A 15,878-nucleotide genomic window follows, 5' to 3' on the forward strand; every position below is an offset into this window, starting at 1 on the left:
GTCCTAAATTCCCTCAAACAGAGCCGTCGAAAGATACCGCTCGGAGAACGACGGCAATATAGCCAGGATGGTCTTTCCCGCAGCTTCCGGCCGCTTGCCGATCTCGAGGGCCGCGGCGATCGCGGCACCCGAGGAGATGCCGCCCGGAATGCCCTCATGTCGCGCCAGCGCCCGCGAGGTCTCGATTGCGGTCGTCGAGTTGATCTTGACGATCTCGTCGATCACCGAGCGGTCGAGGATGTCAGGGACGAAGCCCGCACCGATGCCTTGGATCTTGTGCGGCGTGTGCTGGCCGCCCGACAGCACCGGACTTTCCTCGGGCTCGACCGCGACCACGCGCAGCGAGGGCTTGCGCGGCTTCAGCACCTGGCCGACGCCGGTGATGGTGCCGCCGGTGCCGACGCCGGCGACGAAGAAGTCGATGTTGCCACCGGTGTCGTTCCAGATCTCCTCTGCAGTGGTGCGGCGGTGCACCTCGGGATTGGCGAGATTCTTGAACTGCTGCGGCATCACCGAATTCGGCGTCGTCTTCAACAGCTCTTCGGCCGTCGCGATCGCGCCCTTCATGCCTTGCGCGGCCGGTGTCAGCACCAGCTCCGCGCCCAGAAAAGCCAGCATCTTGCGGCGTTCGATCGACATCGACTCCGGCATGACCAGCTTGAGCCGATAGCCGCGCGACGCCGCGACGAAGGCCAGCGCGATGCCGGTATTGCCGGAGGTGGGTTCGATCAGCACGGTGTCGGGCTTGACGATGCCGGCCTTCTCCATGGCGATGATCATGGCCGCGCCGATGCGATCCTTCACGCTAGCGGCGGGATTGAAATATTCAAGCTTGGCCAAAATGGTCGCGTTCACGCCGTGCATGCCCGGCAGCCGGCGCAAGCGCACGATCGGCGTGTCGCCAAAAGCATCGACGATCGAGTCGTAGATCCGGCCGCGGCCGGGCTGGTGCGCTGCACCCGTGGTGGACGATGCGTCCATGATCAACTCCCTGTGGCGACGATTTGCGCTTCTGTTGCAGCTCTTGCGCAGTTACAGACAGCCTGCGGCGACACGCAAGCGGCATTGCGGTACATGTTAAATACGCTGCATCGCAAAATCGCGTGAGCTGCAATTATCAGAAAACCAACGCATTTGTGTTGCGACCTCGTCAACTGATTCTGCTTATGTTAGACTTAGGTCTCAAAGCTGAGAGGTCACCACGATGTCAGCAGTCGCTGAAGTGTTGTCGACCGCCGCATCGAACCGCGCTCCGCGGTGCAGTGAGTTGCCCACCTGTCCCGTCTGCGCCGACTCCATGGTCGCCGCCGAAGGTTCTGCGTATGTGTCGGAACACCTCATCAGCTATCTCTGGACCTGCGACAATTGCGGCTACGGCTTCGTGACCAAGCACGCCGTCAAGCAGCGGATCGTCTGCAACTGACGTTTCCTCTTCATCCGACCTTGCGGAATTGACCTAGCGCGGGGCGATGTCGCCCCTCGCCCAGTCTTCGCGCGTACGCCGATAGAACGCCTCGAACGTGCCCTGTGCGACCGCGTCCCTGATGCCCTGCATCAGGAACTGGTAGTACGCGATATTGATCTCGGACAGCAGCATCGCGCCCAGCGTCTCGCCCGCCTTGACGAGATGATGCAAATAGGCGCGCGCGTAGCTGCGCGCCGACGGCCAGGAGCTCTCTTCGTCGAGCGGACGGGGATCGTCGGCGTGGCGCGCGTTGCGCAGATTCACCTGGCCGAAGCGTGTGAAGGCAACGCCATGCCGCCCATTGCGCGTCGGCATCACGCAATCGAACATGTCGATGCCGCGCTTGACGGCCTCGAGGATGTCGTCCGGCGTGCCGACGCCCATCAGATAGCGCGGCCGCTCTCTGGGCAGCAGCGGCGCTGTCTCGTCGATCATCGCCAGCATCACGGCCTGCGGCTCACCGACGGCGAGGCCGCCAATGGCATAACCATGGAAACCGATCTCGATGAGGCCTTGCGCGCTGGCATGGCGAAGCTGGGGGATGTCGCCGCCCTGCACGATGCCGAACAGCATGTAGCCTTCGGGCGCGCTCTCGAAGGCGCGCTTGCTTCGCTCGGCCCAGCGCAGCGACAATTGCATCGCGCGGTCGATGTCGGCGCGCTCGGCGGGCAGTCGCACGCATTCGTCCATTTGCATCGCGATGTCGGAGCCGAGCAAACGCTGCACCTCGATCGAACGCTCCGGCGACAGCTCGACCTTGGCGCCGTCGATATGCGAACGGAACGTCACGGCCTGCTCGCTGACCTTGCGTAAATCCGCCAGCGACATCACCTGGAAGCCGCCGGAATCCGTCAGCATCGGCCCGTTCCAGCCGGTGAATGTCTGCAAGCCGCCAAGTGCTGCGATCCGCTCGGCGCCGGGACGCAGCATCAGATGATAGGTGTTGCCGAGCACGATGTCGGCACCGGCCTCATGGACCTCGCGCCAGTGCATGCCCTTCATCGCGCCGGCGGTACCGACCGGCATGAAGGCAGGCGTGCGCACCACGCCGTGCGGCGTGGTCAGGCGCCCGGTGCGCGCGGCGCCATCAGTGGCGAGCAGTTCGAAATGATTGGGCAGACCGGTGTCAGGACGATTCATGACGGTGCTTATTGCGTGTCGGAGCAGGCCGATCAACCCGCTCAGGCGATGCTTCGGCCGGCTGATGCATCAGACTGGGACAATGGACACTGATATCCGACACGGAATTGTGCGCCCGCAGCGCTTGTTAAACAAAACGATACAGTGTAGTTTTACCTTGGGGGTTGGACGAGCTGCCGCGGCGACGTTGCCGGCGGCGGTAAATGCGTGATCGCCAGCCACCGACAATGTCCTTCCCCTCAAGTTCGACTGACACGGCCGGCCCAGGCGCCCGCCTGTTCGGATTGCTGGTCCTGACGTGCAGCCTGGCGCTCGGCGCCTGCACCTCCCTGCCCCGCACGCCCTATACGGCCACCGAAGCCAGCACATCGCGCGTGCTCGATATCGACGGGCTCCGGCGCTATGCCGACGAACCCATCACGAAATTCAGCTTCGAGAAGGACACCAGCACCGCGACGAAGTCCTACCTGGCGCTGTCAGGCGGCGGCGCGGATGGCGCCTACGGTGTCGGCGTGCTCAACGGCTGGACCGCGGCCAGAACCCGTCCCACCTTCTCGGTCGTCTCGGGCGTGAGCACCGGCGGCCTGATTGCACCCTTTGCGTTTCTCGGCTCGCGATATGACGACACGCTGAAGGAGGTTTACACCAGCGGCGTCGCCGAGAGCCTGTTGAGCGATCCCAGCATCATGCGCGTGCTGTTCGGATCCGGCCTGTTCGGTAACACGCGGCTGCGCGAGCTCGTCGCCCGCTATGTCGGGCCTGAGATCATGGCGCAGGTCGCGCGTGAAAACGCCAAGGGCCGAAGGCTGCTGGTGGTGACGACCGATCTCGACACCCAGCGCACCGCGATCTGGGACATGGGCAGGATCGCGGCGGTCGGCACGCCTGAGGCGCTCAAGCTGTTTCGCGACGTGATGGCGGCCTCCGCCAGCATCCCGCTGGTGTTTCCGCCGATCATGATCGACGCCGAAGGCGAGGGCCGCAGGTTTCAGGAGATGCATGTCGACGGCGGCGTGACAGCCCCGGTGCTGACGCTGCCGGAAGCCCTGCTTTTCCAGGGCAGTCGCCTTCCCGGCCCTGCGAAGCTGGACATCTACATCCTCGTCAACAAGAAGATCGAACGCAATTTCGAGCTTGTCTCCAACAGCACCATCGACGTCGCCTCACGCAGCCTGTCCTCGATCACCCAGTCGCAGACCCGCTCGATCATCTTCTCGACCTATGATTTCGCGAGGCGCAACCGCCTGGGCTTCCATCTCTCCTATATCGCGCGCGACTATCCGGCCGCCCCCTCGGAAGGGTTCGACACCGCCTATATGCGGGCGCTGTATCAGTACGGATATGAGAAGGCCGCTTCAGGCCAAGCCTGGACTTCGACGCCTCCGTAAGCGCTCGCTGAGGAACGGGGCGGTGCCGAGACGGTTGACGATGCGGCCCATCCGGCCAGATTAGCCATGACGCACCCGTTGCTGCGCGTTATAGAGCAATCACTGATGTCACGACCGCGCAGGAATCATTGGGCATGGGATTGACTGCGACCAAGACAAGACCGGCAGCTCAGCGGCGCGAGGTGCCGAAATCGCGCGGCGGCCGCCCGACGAAAAGCGCCGCTATCGAGCGCGATCAGCGGCTGATCGAGGTCGCCACCCGCCTGTTCCTGGATCGCGGCTTCGACGCCACCTCGCTCGATGCAGTCGCGGAAGCCGCGCGCGTGAGCAAGCCCACCGTCTATGCCCGGTACGGAGACAAGCGCGGATTGTTCGCCGCCGTGCTGCGGCGCGAGATCGCGCGATGGCTTGCACCGCTATCCGCGGCCGCCGAGACGCAACTCGGCAGCGCCTCGGACATCTCGGTCGAACAGCGGCTCGTCGAGATCGGGCGCGAGATGCTGAGCTTCACCTGCGGTCCCGATGCCGTCGCCTTCAGCCGCATGATGACGTCACAGGCCATCAACTTCCCCGATATCGCCAAGCTCGGCAAGGAAGAAGGCTGGCTCAAGGCCGTCGCCACCACGGCACGCTTTTTCGATCATCTGGTGGAGCAACGCGCGCTCGATATGGAAGACACCACGATCGCAGCCGAGGTGTTTCTCGACGTCGTCGTGGGGCATACCCACCGCATGGCGACGTTCGGAACGACGCTCGAGCTGAAAGACGCCGAAAAGCGCATGCGGATTGCCATCAAGCTGTTCCTGGCCGGTGCGCTTGGCCCCCCGGACCGCCTCCAGGACGCCGCCAAGACCACGCGGCGGCGGCGCCCGTCGCGCTGACAATTCCGTGAGGTTGCGATCTTTCCAAGGAATCCCGCGCCCGCGCCGTTGACCAAAACAAAACGATACGGTATGGTTTAATTATAGGGCGATGCGGATCGCTTTTTCACCAGCCCCAAAGAGGTCCGCACCGCCTCGATCGCCGCGGCGGTACAGCCCGTCACGACGCTCAGCGGCCGACCGATGCCCAAGGTCGGCCGCAAATTCTTTACGATCATCCGGCACACTCGCTGGCCGAGGGTTTCGAGCATGACGACAGCCAAACGACGGATCTCGGGATTGCTCGCGATCGCCCTGTCCGCACTCCTCCTCGCAGCGCCGGCGCGAGCGATCTTGAGCACGGGCACACCGACCGCCCTTCACAGCGACACAGATGGTGACGCCGAGATCGACCGCCAAGCGGTCAGTCGCGAGATCGAGCGCTTCCGCAGCTCGTCGATCTCGATCAACCAGGCCATGGCGATTGCAGAAGCCCGCCACGCCGGTGCCACCACGGCGGATGTGAGTTTCGACGGGGCCTCCGGCGTGCCGGTCTACCGGGTGAAGACCCTGCACAACGACCGGATCTGGCGCCACACCATCAATGCCGCGACCGGCGAGCTCGTCGGCGGCGAAGCCGCCCTCCCTCTCGCCGAGCTCGACCTCGACGACCGCAGCAACCTCGCAGCGCTCGGTGCCATCAAGCACCGACTTGCGGATGCCGTGCACGTGGCCGAACGCGCGGCCTCCGGCAAGGCGATCAGCGGCGGGCTGGTGCGCGAACGCGGCCGGCTGAATTTCGCGATCGTCGTCATCAGTGGCGACAACCTCAAGGAGGTCATCCTCGAACCGCCGGGCGCCCGGACCAAATAGCGGCGGCCAATCCCGCCGAAAAGCCATTGACGGGCGCAAAACTCTCCCGCATAAGCTCCCGCCATGTTCACGACCACCAAACGCACGACCAAAACCACCACGGCCTTCGGGGCCCGGGGAGGCGTGCGCGTGTAGTCGTCGACTAGAACGCAATCCACTCTACCGAAGCCCCGCCCTCGTTGGTCCGGGGCTTTTTTGTTGTCTGAATTCTCAAATCAATGGAGGACAAAGTGAGTAACGATCCCGTCGTCGCGATTGTCGGCGTCACCGGTGCGGTGGGCGCCGAATTCATCGCCACCATGGACAAGCGCGGCTTTCGCGTCGGCAAGCTCAAGGCGCTGGCCAGCGCCCGCTCGGCCGGCAAGACGGTGTCGTTCCGCGGGCAAGACGTCGTCATCGAGGAGCTGACCGAACGCGCCTTCGAAGGCGTCGACATCGCCCTGTTCTCCGCCGGCGGCAGCATCTCCAAGAAGTTCGCGCCGATCGCGGTCAAGGCGGGTGCCGTCGTCGTCGACAACTCCTCCGCCTTCCGCATGGACCCGAACGTGCCGCTGGTGATCCCCGAGATCAACGCGAACCGCATCCGCGACCACAAGGGCATCATCGCCAACCCGAACTGCGCCGCCATCACCGCGCTGGTGCCGCTGTGGCCGATCCACCAGACCAACCGCATCAAGCGCGTGATCATCTCGACCTACCAGGCTGCCTCCGGCGCCGGCGCTGCCGCGATGGAGGAGCTGGTCGAGTCCACCCGCGCCAACCTCAACGGGCAGGTTTATACGCCGAAGGTGATGCCGCATCCTTACGCGTTCAATCTCTTCAACCACAACACGGCGATCGACCCCGACACCGGCTACAACGACGAAGAGACCAAGGTCATCAACGAAACCCGCAAGATCTTCGAGGACGACAACATCGCGATCGGCGTCACCTGCGTGCGCGTGCCGGTGTTGCGGGCTCATTGCGAGGCCATCACCTTTGAATGCGAGAAGCCGATCAGCGAGGATCAGGTCCGCGCCATCATGGCGCGAGCGCCCGGCGTCAAGATCGTCGACGACCGTGCCAGGAACTACTTCCCGATGCCGATCGACGCCTCGGGCCAGGACGATGTCCTGGTCGGCCGCATCCGCAAGGACCTCAGCGACCCCTCCGGGCATTCGATCTCGATGTTCGTGGCGGCGGACCAGCTGCTCAAGGGCGCAGCGCTCAACGCGGTGCAGATCGCGGAGCTGCTGCCGCAGCGGGTGATGGCGTAACGGGAGGTGCGTAGGGTGGGTTAGCGACAGCGTAACCCACCACTGTCTCTACCGCGTAAACAGAAGCGGTGGGTTACGCCTTACGGCTAACCACCCTACGGTGCCCGAAACAACAAACACGCATCGCCATACGAATAGAACCGATAGCCGGTCGCGATCGCGTGTGCATAGGCCTGTTGCATCGTCTCCAGCCCGGAGAACGCCGACACCAGCATGAACAGTGTCGACTTCGGCAAATGGAAATTGGTCAGCAAGACATCGACGGCGCGAAAGCGATAGCCGGGGGTGATGAAGATCGACGTCTCGGCGGCAAACGGCTCAATGGTGCCGTCCTCGCCGGCTGCGCTTTCGAGCAGACGCAACGACGTGGTGCCAACCGCGATGATGCGCCCGCCGTTCTTGCGCGCGGTGTTGAGCCGCTCCGCCGTCTCGGCCGAGAGCGTGCCCCACTCGGCATGCATCTTGTGCCCTTCGGTGTCGTCCACCTTCACCGGCAGGAAGGTCCCTGCCCCGACATGCAGCGTGACGCGATTGATGCCGACGCCGCGCGCGTGCAGCGCCTGCTCCAGCGCCGGGGTGAAATGCAGGCCGGCTGTCGGCGCGGCAACGGCGCCCTCATTCGCGGCGAACATGGTCTGGTAGTCGGCGAGATCCTGATCGTCAGGCGTGCGTTTCGAGGCGATGTAGGGCGGCAGCGGCGGGCTGCCGAGATCTGCGATGGCCTGATCCAATGTCGGGCCGTGGAACGAAAATGACAGCGTCACCTCGCCTTCTGCGCCCTTGGCCTCGACTTCGGCGTCGAGATGGCCGAGCAGGCAGACCTTGCCCTCATTGCCAAAGCGGATGCGGTCGCCGGCCATGAGTTTCTTGGCGGGCTTCACCAGCGCCTGCCAGCGCGAGCCGTCGAGGCGTTTGATCAGGGTCGCCTCGATCTTCGGCTCGGTCTCGCGGCCGATGCGACGGCCTCTCAATTGCGCCGCGATCACCTTGGTGTCGTTGACGACGAGCTGGTCGCCCGGCTTCAGCCATTGCGGCAGGTCGGCGACGATCTGGTCGCGCAGCGTGCCGTGATCGACAACCAGCATCTTCGCGGAGTCGCGCGGGCTCGCCGGGCGCAAGGCGATGCGCTCGGCGGGCAGATCGAAATCGAAGAGGTCGGTGCGCATCGCGTGCTCACGGCCGTACAGTCACTCCTCATCCTGAGGAGCGCAGAACGCGCGTCTCGAAGGATGAAGGCCCCGCTGCTGCAGCTCGGCCTTCATGGGTTCGAGACGGCGCTACGCGCCTCCTCACCATGAGGGTTGAACGCCTACTCCGCGTCAGCCGCCATCCGCGCCTTGACGATTTTGTCGGGGTTCTGCACAGGCTCGCCGCGCTTGATCTTGTCGACGTTCTCCATGCCCTCGGTGACCTTGCCCCACACCGTGTACTGGTTGTCGAGGAAGCGGGCGTCGTCGAACACGATAAAGAACTGGCTGTCGCCGGAATCCGGGCTGGCGGCGCGCGCCATCGAGGTGGTGCCGCGCACATGCGGCTCCTTGTTGAACTCGGCCTTCAGCTTCTTGCCGGAGCCGCCGGTGCCGGTGCCCTGCGGGCAGCCGGTCTGCGCCATGAAGCCGTCGATCACGCGATGGAACACGATGCCGTCGTAGAAGCCTTCACGCACGAGTTCCTTGATGCGCGCGACGTGGCCGGGCGCCAGATCAGGCCGCATCTCGATGGTGACGGGGCCCTGCGTGGTCTCGAGGATCAAAGTGTTTTCGGTGGCGCTCATGCTCGTCTCTCTTGGGTTGGGGGTGAAGTCCTGTCAGGTGAAGTTTTGCGGTTGCGAAACTGGATCGCGAATGGACGCCCCGCAGCGGCGCCGGCCATCGCATCGGTAAATGGCATCGGCGTGCAGCGTTGCAATGCCTCCATTACCGCTACCCGGTATTGCAGCCGGTCATCGTCGGAGGCCTCCGCGGATTCATAGGTAATCCTCGGATGGCCCAGAATGTTTCCAGCCCGGTTAAAGCTCACGACGACGGTGATGTCGATCGGGCGGGCCCTGGCGGCGGGCGGCGGCTTCCAGCAGGTGCGCAGATGCCGGAAGATGTCCTGGATGGTGTTGACCTGTGCGTCCTCGGCGACCGCGCCGGAGACGCCGAGCAGCAGCACCGCGGCAATTAGCAGGAGCTTGCCACCGCTGCGCGCCATCGCCTCTCCTACTTGATGTCGGAAGCGACCTGCACCTTCACCATCTTGTCGGGATCGGTGACGGTGCCGCCGCTTGATCCGGGAGGTGCCTTCTTCAGCTTGTCGACGACGTCCATGCCCTGCACGACCTCGCCGATCACGGTGTACTGGTTGTCGAGGCTGCCGCCGTCGGCGAACATGATGAAGAACTGCGAATTGGCGGTGTCGACGCTGTCGCCGCGCCGGGCCATGCCGACGATGCCGCGCGCAAAATGCACCTTGGAGAATTCCTGCTTCAGGTTCGGATATTTCGAGCCGCCGGTGCCGTTGAAGTTCTGACCGTCGCCGGTCTGCGCCATGAAGCCATCCATGACGCGGTGGAACGGCACGTTGTTGTAATAACCCTCGCGCGCGAGCTGCTTGATGCGCTCGGCGTGCTGGGGCGCAAGGTCCGGCCTCAGCTTGATGACGATGCGGCCCTTGGTGGATTCGATGACGATGGCGTTGGCCTTGTCGAGGCCGGCCGGCAAGGCTTGCGCGAAGGCCGGCACCGCGAACAGAACCGCGGCAACAAATGCGAGAATTCGGATCATGATAACTCCGGATCAGAGATGAGACAGGAAACGCGCCGTTATCAGGCGAATTTTGCCTTGAGCAGCGCCGCAACCAGCGGCGGGACGAAGGCCGAGACGTCCCCGCCCATGGCAGCGATCTGGCGCACCAAAGTGGCGGTGATCGGGCGGACCATGGGAGAAGCCGGCAGGAAGACCGTATGCACCTCGGGCGCCATGGCCTCGTTCATGCCGGCGAGCTGCATCTCGTAGTCGAGGTCGGTGCCGTCGCGCAGGCCCCGAATCATGATCGTCGCACCGTGCTTGCGCGCCGATGTCACCGACAGATCGTCAAATGTCGCGGCTTCGAGCACGCAGCCGGCCTGGGCCGCCACCGGCCCACAGACGTCATGGAGCATCTTCAGCCGCTCCTCAGTCGAGAACAGAGGCTTCTTGCCGGGGTGCACCCCGATCGCGACAACGAGTCTGTCGCACAGCGACACGCTGTGGCGGACCACGTCCAGATGGCCGTTGGTGATGGGGTCGAAGGAACCTGGATAGAAAGCAATGCGGGGCATGGCCACGTCCTACCGCGCCCTGCCCGGCCCGGCAAGCCGGTCCGGTTCCCTGGCGGTTTTTCCGCAAGAACCGCGTCGGAATGCGCCCAATTGTTTCGTCCTGAGGGCGGCCACGAAACAAAACGGAGCGCGAACGAAACCATTTCCCGCGTTCGCGAAGACGTCCGGAAACTGGCCATGGTTACTAATCCGGCCAACGAACGACGGGCCGCACACTGGGCGTAGCGGCCGCATCACAGGGGACTGTCATGATCAAGGCTCTTTCGGCGATCGCCATCTCTGCGTGTGTTGCTGCCGCCCTCACCCTCCTGCCCGGCTTCGCCCCGACCGTCGAGGCGAGCGTGCCGCAGCCGCTCGCCAAGAGCGACCGGCTCGATATCCGCACGGTCGGCAAGGACTGCTCGCAGCAGGCCTGGCCGAACTTCGAGGCGTCTTGCCTTCGGCAGGCCGGCACCAAAGCCAATATCCGCGAGGCTCGCCTCGTGACTGCCAACCGCACTCCGTAGCCGGGTCTGTCAGTTTCGCGTCAGGAATCCTCGCGATAAGTCCCAACGACAAACCCCAAAGATAACCCATGGATATTTGCGACGTCCCGTCGCAGACTGCCTGATGCTCGCGCCCGTCGGAATGACCCGTCGGGCGCGATCCCATCGGGGGGTCGCCATTGTCCAGTACGCCCGCGGTTGCCTCCGGCCATCAACCTGATCCACTGCCGCTTGCGATGACCATGGGCGCCCTCGGGGTGGTCTATGGCGATATCGGCACCAGCCCCCTCTACGCCCTGAAGGAAGCCGCCAAGGCCGCCGCCCATGGCGGCACATTGACGAACGACGCCGTTCTGGGCGTTGCCTCCTTAATCCTCTGGGCATTGCTGCTGATCATCTCGCTGAAATATGCGCTGTTGATTCTGCGTGCGGACAACCGCGGCGAAGGCGGCATCGTCGCCCTGCTGGCCTTGCTGCATGCCCGCAACGCCCAACCCGGCACCTGGCGCGCGCATCTGCTGGTCGTCGGCCTCGTCGGCGCCGCGCTACTGTACGGCGACGGCGCGATCACGTCGGCCATTTCCGTGCTCAGCGCCATCGAAGGTCTGAAGGTCGACGCCCCCTCGCTCGCGCCGGCGGTCGTGCCCGTGACCGTCGTCATCCTGATCGGACTGTTCATGATGCAGAAGCAGGGCACCGGCTTCATCGGCCGCATCTTCGGACCGGTGATGCTCGCCTGGTTCTTCGTGCTGGCAGCGCTCGGCATCCACGGCATCGTCAAGGCGCCGGCGGTGCTGGCGGCGCTGAGCCCGCTCTATGCGTTCGACTTCCTGATCCACCAGGATTTTCATGTCTCCTTCGCGATCCTGGGGGCCGCCTTCCTCGCCGTGACCGGCGGGGAGGCCATGTATGCCGACATGGGGCATTTCGGCCGCCTGCCGATCCGGCTGGCCTGGTTCGCGATCTGCCTCCCCGCGCTGGTGCTAAACTATTTCGGCCAGGCCGCACTGCTGATCACCGACCCCACCATGATCGAAAATCCGTTCTTCCAGCTCTGCCCTGACGCCCTGCATTATCCGCTGGTCGCCTTCTCGGCGGTCGCGACCGTGATCGCCTCGCAGGCGATCATTTCCGGCGTGTTCTCGCTGACCCAGCAGTCGATTCAGCTCGGCTTCCTGCCGCGCATGCAGATCCGTCACACCACGAGCGACGCGATCGGCCAGATCTACGTGCCGCTGGTGAACTGGCTGCTCGCCGCCGCAACCCTCGGCGCCGTGCTGAGCTTCGGCAGTTCGGAGGCGTTGGCCGGCGCCTACGGCATCGCGGTGTCGCTGTTGATGGCGATCACGACGCTGCTCGCTGCCCTGGTCGCGATCCAGTGGGGCTATTCGCCGTGGCTGGTGGTGGCCGTGAACGGCTTCTTCTTCGTGATCGACGTGATCTTCTTCTCGGCCAATTCGATCAAGCTGTTCGAGGGCGGCTGGTTTCCGCTGATGCTCGCGGGGTTCGTCGCCTTCCTGATGCTGACCTGGCGCAGCGGCGTGAAGCTAGTCGAAGCGGCACGCGCGAAGCTGCGCCAGCCCGAGGAGGATCTGATCGAGACCGCGGTCAACAAGTGCAGCGCCAGGCTCCCCGGGACCGCCGTGTTCCTGGCGTCGGCGCCGCGCGGCGTGCCGCTGGCGCTGACCCAGTTCGTCAAGCACAACCACGTGCTGCACGAGCGCATCGTCCTGGTCACCGTGTTGATCGAGGAGCTTCCTCACATCGCCGACGAAGACCGCATCGAGGTGATCGAGATCATTCCCGGCATTACCCGCGTCATCCTGCATTACGGCTTCATGCAGAATCCGACGATCTATGACGGGCTGACCCTGGCCTGCCGCCACGGCAAGCTGCCCGGCATCGACCTCTCCGACATCACCTATTACGTCGGCCGCGAGACCATCATCCCGCGCGAGGACGTGCCAGGCATGTGGGTCTGGCGCGAAACCGTGTTCGCCTTTCTGCAACGCAACGCCGAACGCTCGGCCGCGTTCTTCGGCGTGCCGACCAAGCAGGTGGTGGAGTTCGGCACAGAGTTGGAGATTTAGCTGGTCAGTGCACTAGCCCGGATGGAGCGACTTGTCCGCCGTCGCTCGGAGAGCGAAGGCGCAATCCGAGACAACCGTTCGAATGAAGAACCCGGATTTCGCTCGCGCTCCATCCGGGCTACGGGGGGTGACGCATCACTCCCCGTTTGAGTCTCCATTCGTCCCGTTCCCGCTCTCGGCCTCTTCCGTGATGTGCTCGACCGACACGACGTGTTCGTCCTCGGCGGTGTCGAACACGATTACGCCCTGGGTCGAGCGGCCGGCCACGCGGATGCCTTCGACCGGGCAGCGGATCAGCTGGCCCTTGTCGGTGACCAGCATGATTTGATCGGCATCCTCCACTGGGAAGGAGGCGACCAGATTGCCGTTACGGTTGTTGACGCTCATGGCGACGATGCCTTTGCCGCCGCGGCCGGTGGTGCGGTACTCGTAGGACGAGGTCCGCTTGCCGTAGCCGTTGACGGAGACGGTCAGCACGACCTGCTCGGCCGCTGACATCTCGATATAACGCTCCTGGGCGAGCTGGAAACTGCCGGAGGTCTCCTCGGCCTCGGCATCCGCCGCCGGCTCCTCAGCCGCAGCTTCGCCGGCCACTGCACGACGCATCTTCAGGTACGCCGAGCGCTCGTCGGATGTCGTCTCGACGTGGCGCAGGATCGCCAGCGAGATCACCTTGTCGCCCTCGGCAAGCGCAATGCCGCGCACGCCCATCGAGGTGCGCCCGGTGAACACGCGCACGTCGGTGACGGGAAAACGGATGCACTGGCCGCCGGCGCCGGTCAAAAGCACGTCGTCGTGCTCGGTGCAGATCTGCACGTCGACGATAGCTTCGTTGTCGTCGAGCTTCATCGCGATGATGCCGGAGCGGCGGACATCGACGAAGTCGGACAGCTTGTTGCGCCGGACGTTGCCGCCTGTCGTGGCGAACATCACGTCGAGATTGCCCCAGGTGGACTCGTCCTCCGGCAGCGGCATGATGGTGGTGATGCGCTCGCCCTGCTCCAGCGGCAGGATGTTGATCAGCGCCTTGCCGCGCGCATTCGGCGCGGCCATCGGAAGGCGCCAGACCTTGATCTTGTAGACCTGGCCGCGCGAGGAGAAGAACAGCATCGGCGTATGCGTGGACGCCACGAACAGCCGGCTGACAAAATCCTCGTCGCGGGTCTGCATGCCGGCGCGGCCCTTGCCGCCACGGCGCTGGGCCCGGTAGGCCGACAGCGGCACGCGCTTGACGTAGCCGGCGTGGGAGACGGTGACCACCATGTCCTCGCGCTGGATCAGGTCCTCGTCCTCGACCTCGCCTTCCTGCTCGATGATGACGGTGCGGCGCGGGGTCGCGAACTCGGCCTTCACTTCGGCAAGCTCGGACTTGATGATTTCAAGCACGCGGTCGCGCGAGCGCAGGATGTCGAGATAGTCGGCGATCTCGCCGGCGAGCTTGTCGAGCTCCTCGCGGATTTCGTCACGGCCGAGTGCGGTGAGGCGTTGCAGGCGCAAATCGAGAATGGCCCTTGCCTGCTCCATCGACAGCCGGATCGTGCCGTTCTCGCTGATGCGGTGGCGCGGATCGTCGATCAGCGTCAGCATGTCCTCGACGTCGCGGGCCGGCCAGTCGCGCGACATCAGGGTGTCGCGCGCGGTGGTCGGATCGGGCGAGGTCCGGATGACGCGGATCATCTCGTCGATATTGGCGACTGCGATGGCGAGACCGACCAGGATATGGGCGCGATCGCGGGCTTTCGCGAGCAGGAACTTGGTGCGCCGCGTGACGACGCGCTCGCGGAAGTCGACGAAGATCGCCAGCAGGTCCTTCAGATGCATGATCCGCGGACGGCCGCTGTCGAGCGCCACCATGTTGACGCCGAAGCTCGTCTGCAGCGGCGTGAACCTGTAGAGCTGATTCAGCACCACATCCGGCACGGCATCGCGCTTCAGTTCGATGACGACGCGGTAGCCGTCGCGATCGGATTCATCGCGCAGGTCGCCGATGCCCTCGATCTTCTTTTCCTTGACCAGCTCGGCGATGCGCTCAACCATCGTCGCCTTGTTCACCTGGTAGGGAATCTCGGTGATGATGATCGCCTCGCGCTCCTTGCGGATGGTCTCGATCGCGACCTTGCCGCGCATCATCACGGAGCCGCGGCCGAGGTGATAGGCGGCGCGGATGCCCTGCCGTCCGAGGATGACGCCGCCGGTCGGGAAATCCGGTCCCGGCACGATGTTGATGAGCTCGTCGATGGTGAGCGTGGGGTTGTCGATCAGCGCGACGCAGGCGTCGATGACCTCGCCGAGATTGTGCGGCGGGATGTTGGTCGCCATGCCGACCGCAATGCCGCCGGCGCCGTTGACGAGGAGATTCGGGAACTTGGCCGGCAAGACCGACGGTTCGGTCTCGTTGTTGTCGTAGTTCGGCTGGAAGTCGACCGTGTCCTTGTCGATGTCGGCCAGCAGAGCCAGCGCCACCTTGGTCAATCGGGCTTCGGTATAACGATAGGCCGCCGGAGGATCGCCGTCGACCGAGCCGAAATTGCCCTGGCCGTCGATCAGCGGCACGCGCATGGAGAAGTCCTGCGCCATCCGGACCATGGCGTCGTAGATCGACTGGTCGCCATGCGGATGATATTTACCGATGACGTCACCGACCACGCGGGCGGACTTGACGTACTTCTTGTCCGGCGTGTGCCCCTGCTCGTTCATCGAGTACAGGATGCGGCGATGCACCGGCTTGAGACCGTCGCGGGCGTCAGGCAGCGCCCGCGCCACGATCACGCTCATGGCGTAGTCGAGATAGGACTTCTTCATCTCCTCGAAGATGGAGACGGGGCGAATATCCGAGGGTTGCGCCGGCTGGTCGCCGGGCTTGTCGTCGTCGTCAGCCAAGGGGAAATCCGGTGAGGTTTTATCTGGGAATCATATAGCGCATCGAGCCTCTGATAACCACCCTCGCGGCGATCTGGGAAGCGCTTTTTCCGCCTATTTTTCCAATAACTTAAGCCCTCGCGAGCAGTGTCTCGGTC

General features: G+C 64.4%; 16 protein-coding genes. 7 read left to right on the forward strand and 9 right to left on the reverse strand.

Going from position 1 to position 15,878, the window contains the following annotated elements:
- Positions 1-3: 3 nt before the first annotated feature.
- Positions 4-981 (reverse strand): cysteine synthase A, encoded by a 978-nt coding sequence (cysK, locus tag AC0L27_RS22460; protein ID WP_354210056.1) that lies wholly within the window; start codon positions 979-981, stop codon positions 4-6.
- A gap of 223 nt (positions 982-1,204) precedes the next feature.
- Between cysK and AC0L27_RS22465 the strand changes: the two genes are divergently transcribed.
- The gene (locus AC0L27_RS22465) at positions 1,205-1,423 is read left to right on the forward strand and encodes a hypothetical protein (protein ID WP_275171163.1); all 219 of its coding nucleotides are present in this window, start codon (positions 1,205-1,207) and stop codon (positions 1,421-1,423) included.
- A 33-nt stretch (positions 1,424-1,456) separates the two neighbouring features.
- Here the strand turns inward: AC0L27_RS22465 and tgt are convergent, their stop codons facing one another.
- The gene (gene tgt / locus AC0L27_RS22470) at positions 1,457-2,605 is read right to left on the reverse strand and encodes a tRNA guanosine(34) transglycosylase Tgt (RefSeq protein WP_354210057.1); all 1,149 of its coding nucleotides are present in this window, start codon (positions 2,603-2,605) and stop codon (positions 1,457-1,459) included.
- A 203-nt stretch (positions 2,606-2,808) separates the two neighbouring features.
- Between tgt and AC0L27_RS22475 the strand changes: the two genes are divergently transcribed.
- Both AC0L27_RS22475 and AC0L27_RS22480 read left to right on the forward strand, forming a co-directional pair.
- Complete coding sequence (locus tag AC0L27_RS22475) at positions 2,809-3,993, forward strand: patatin-like phospholipase family protein (protein WP_354210058.1); 1,185 nt, start codon at positions 2,809-2,811, stop codon at positions 3,991-3,993.
- 134 nt (positions 3,994-4,127) lie between these two features.
- Positions 4,128-4,874, forward strand: coding sequence for a TetR/AcrR family transcriptional regulator (locus tag AC0L27_RS22480; protein ID WP_354210059.1), 747 nt, complete (start codon positions 4,128-4,130; stop codon positions 4,872-4,874).
- 77 nt (positions 4,875-4,951) lie between these two features.
- Here the strand turns inward: AC0L27_RS22480 and AC0L27_RS22485 are convergent, their stop codons facing one another.
- Positions 4,952-5,125, reverse strand: coding sequence for a hypothetical protein (locus tag AC0L27_RS22485; protein ID WP_354210112.1), 174 nt, complete (start codon positions 5,123-5,125; stop codon positions 4,952-4,954).
- Between AC0L27_RS22485 and AC0L27_RS22490 the strand changes: the two genes are divergently transcribed.
- Together AC0L27_RS22490 and AC0L27_RS22495 are read left to right on the forward strand one after the other, a co-directional pair.
- Positions 5,124-5,726 carry a PepSY domain-containing protein gene (locus tag AC0L27_RS22490; protein ID WP_354210106.1) on the forward strand — a complete coding sequence of 201 codons (603 nt, stop codon included), beginning with the start codon at positions 5,124-5,126 and terminating at the stop codon, positions 5,724-5,726. The two genes, AC0L27_RS22485 and AC0L27_RS22490, sit on opposite strands and share 2 nt — an antisense overlap.
- Positions 5,727-5,944: 218 nt before the next feature.
- Positions 5,945-6,982, forward strand: a complete 1,038-nt coding sequence (locus AC0L27_RS22495; protein WP_354210060.1) for an aspartate-semialdehyde dehydrogenase — start codon at positions 5,945-5,947, stop codon at positions 6,980-6,982.
- 95 nt (positions 6,983-7,077) lie between these two features.
- Here AC0L27_RS22495 and queA read toward each other — a convergent pair whose 3' ends face one another.
- The 5 genes from queA to coaD form a co-directional block, all read right to left on the reverse strand.
- Positions 7,078-8,148, reverse strand: a complete 1,071-nt coding sequence (gene queA, locus AC0L27_RS22500) for a tRNA preQ1(34) S-adenosylmethionine ribosyltransferase-isomerase QueA (protein ID WP_354210061.1) — start codon at positions 8,146-8,148, stop codon at positions 7,078-7,080.
- Positions 8,149-8,291: 143 nt separating this feature from the next.
- Entirely contained in the window at positions 8,292-8,756 is a 465-nt protein-coding gene (locus AC0L27_RS22505; protein ID WP_007590736.1) for a peptidylprolyl isomerase, read from the reverse strand.
- The gene (locus AC0L27_RS22510; RefSeq protein ID WP_354210062.1) at positions 8,753-9,178 is read right to left on the reverse strand and encodes a hypothetical protein; all 426 of its coding nucleotides are present in this window, start codon (positions 9,176-9,178) and stop codon (positions 8,753-8,755) included. The genes AC0L27_RS22505 and AC0L27_RS22510 overlap by 4 nt, the downstream gene beginning before the upstream one ends.
- Positions 9,179-9,186: 8 nt before the next feature.
- Positions 9,187-9,750 carry a peptidylprolyl isomerase gene (locus tag AC0L27_RS22515; RefSeq protein WP_354210063.1) on the reverse strand — a complete coding sequence of 188 codons (564 nt, stop codon included), beginning with the start codon at positions 9,748-9,750 and terminating at the stop codon, positions 9,187-9,189.
- A 41-nt stretch (positions 9,751-9,791) separates the two neighbouring features.
- Positions 9,792-10,286 (reverse strand): pantetheine-phosphate adenylyltransferase, encoded by a 495-nt coding sequence (gene coaD / locus AC0L27_RS22520; protein WP_275171172.1) that lies wholly within the window; start codon positions 10,284-10,286, stop codon positions 9,792-9,794.
- Positions 10,287-10,534: 248 nt separating this feature from the next.
- Between coaD and AC0L27_RS22525 the strand changes: the two genes are divergently transcribed.
- Positions 10,535-10,792: a hypothetical protein gene (locus tag AC0L27_RS22525; protein WP_275171173.1), complete on the forward strand. Its 258-nt coding sequence runs from the start codon at positions 10,535-10,537 to the stop codon at positions 10,790-10,792.
- A 215-nt stretch (positions 10,793-11,007) separates the two neighbouring features.
- Positions 11,008-12,861 carry a potassium transporter Kup gene (locus AC0L27_RS22530; protein ID WP_473320433.1) on the forward strand — a complete coding sequence of 618 codons (1,854 nt, stop codon included), beginning with the start codon at positions 11,008-11,010 and terminating at the stop codon, positions 12,859-12,861.
- Positions 12,862-12,996: 135 nt separating this feature from the next.
- Here the strand turns inward: AC0L27_RS22530 and gyrA are convergent, their stop codons facing one another.
- Positions 12,997-15,741 carry a DNA gyrase subunit A gene (gene gyrA / locus AC0L27_RS22535; RefSeq protein ID WP_354210064.1) on the reverse strand — a complete coding sequence of 915 codons (2,745 nt, stop codon included), beginning with the start codon at positions 15,739-15,741 and terminating at the stop codon, positions 12,997-12,999.
- Positions 15,742-15,878 lie beyond the last annotated feature (137 nt).

Source organism: Bradyrhizobium sp. Ken51 (assembly GCF_055807435.1).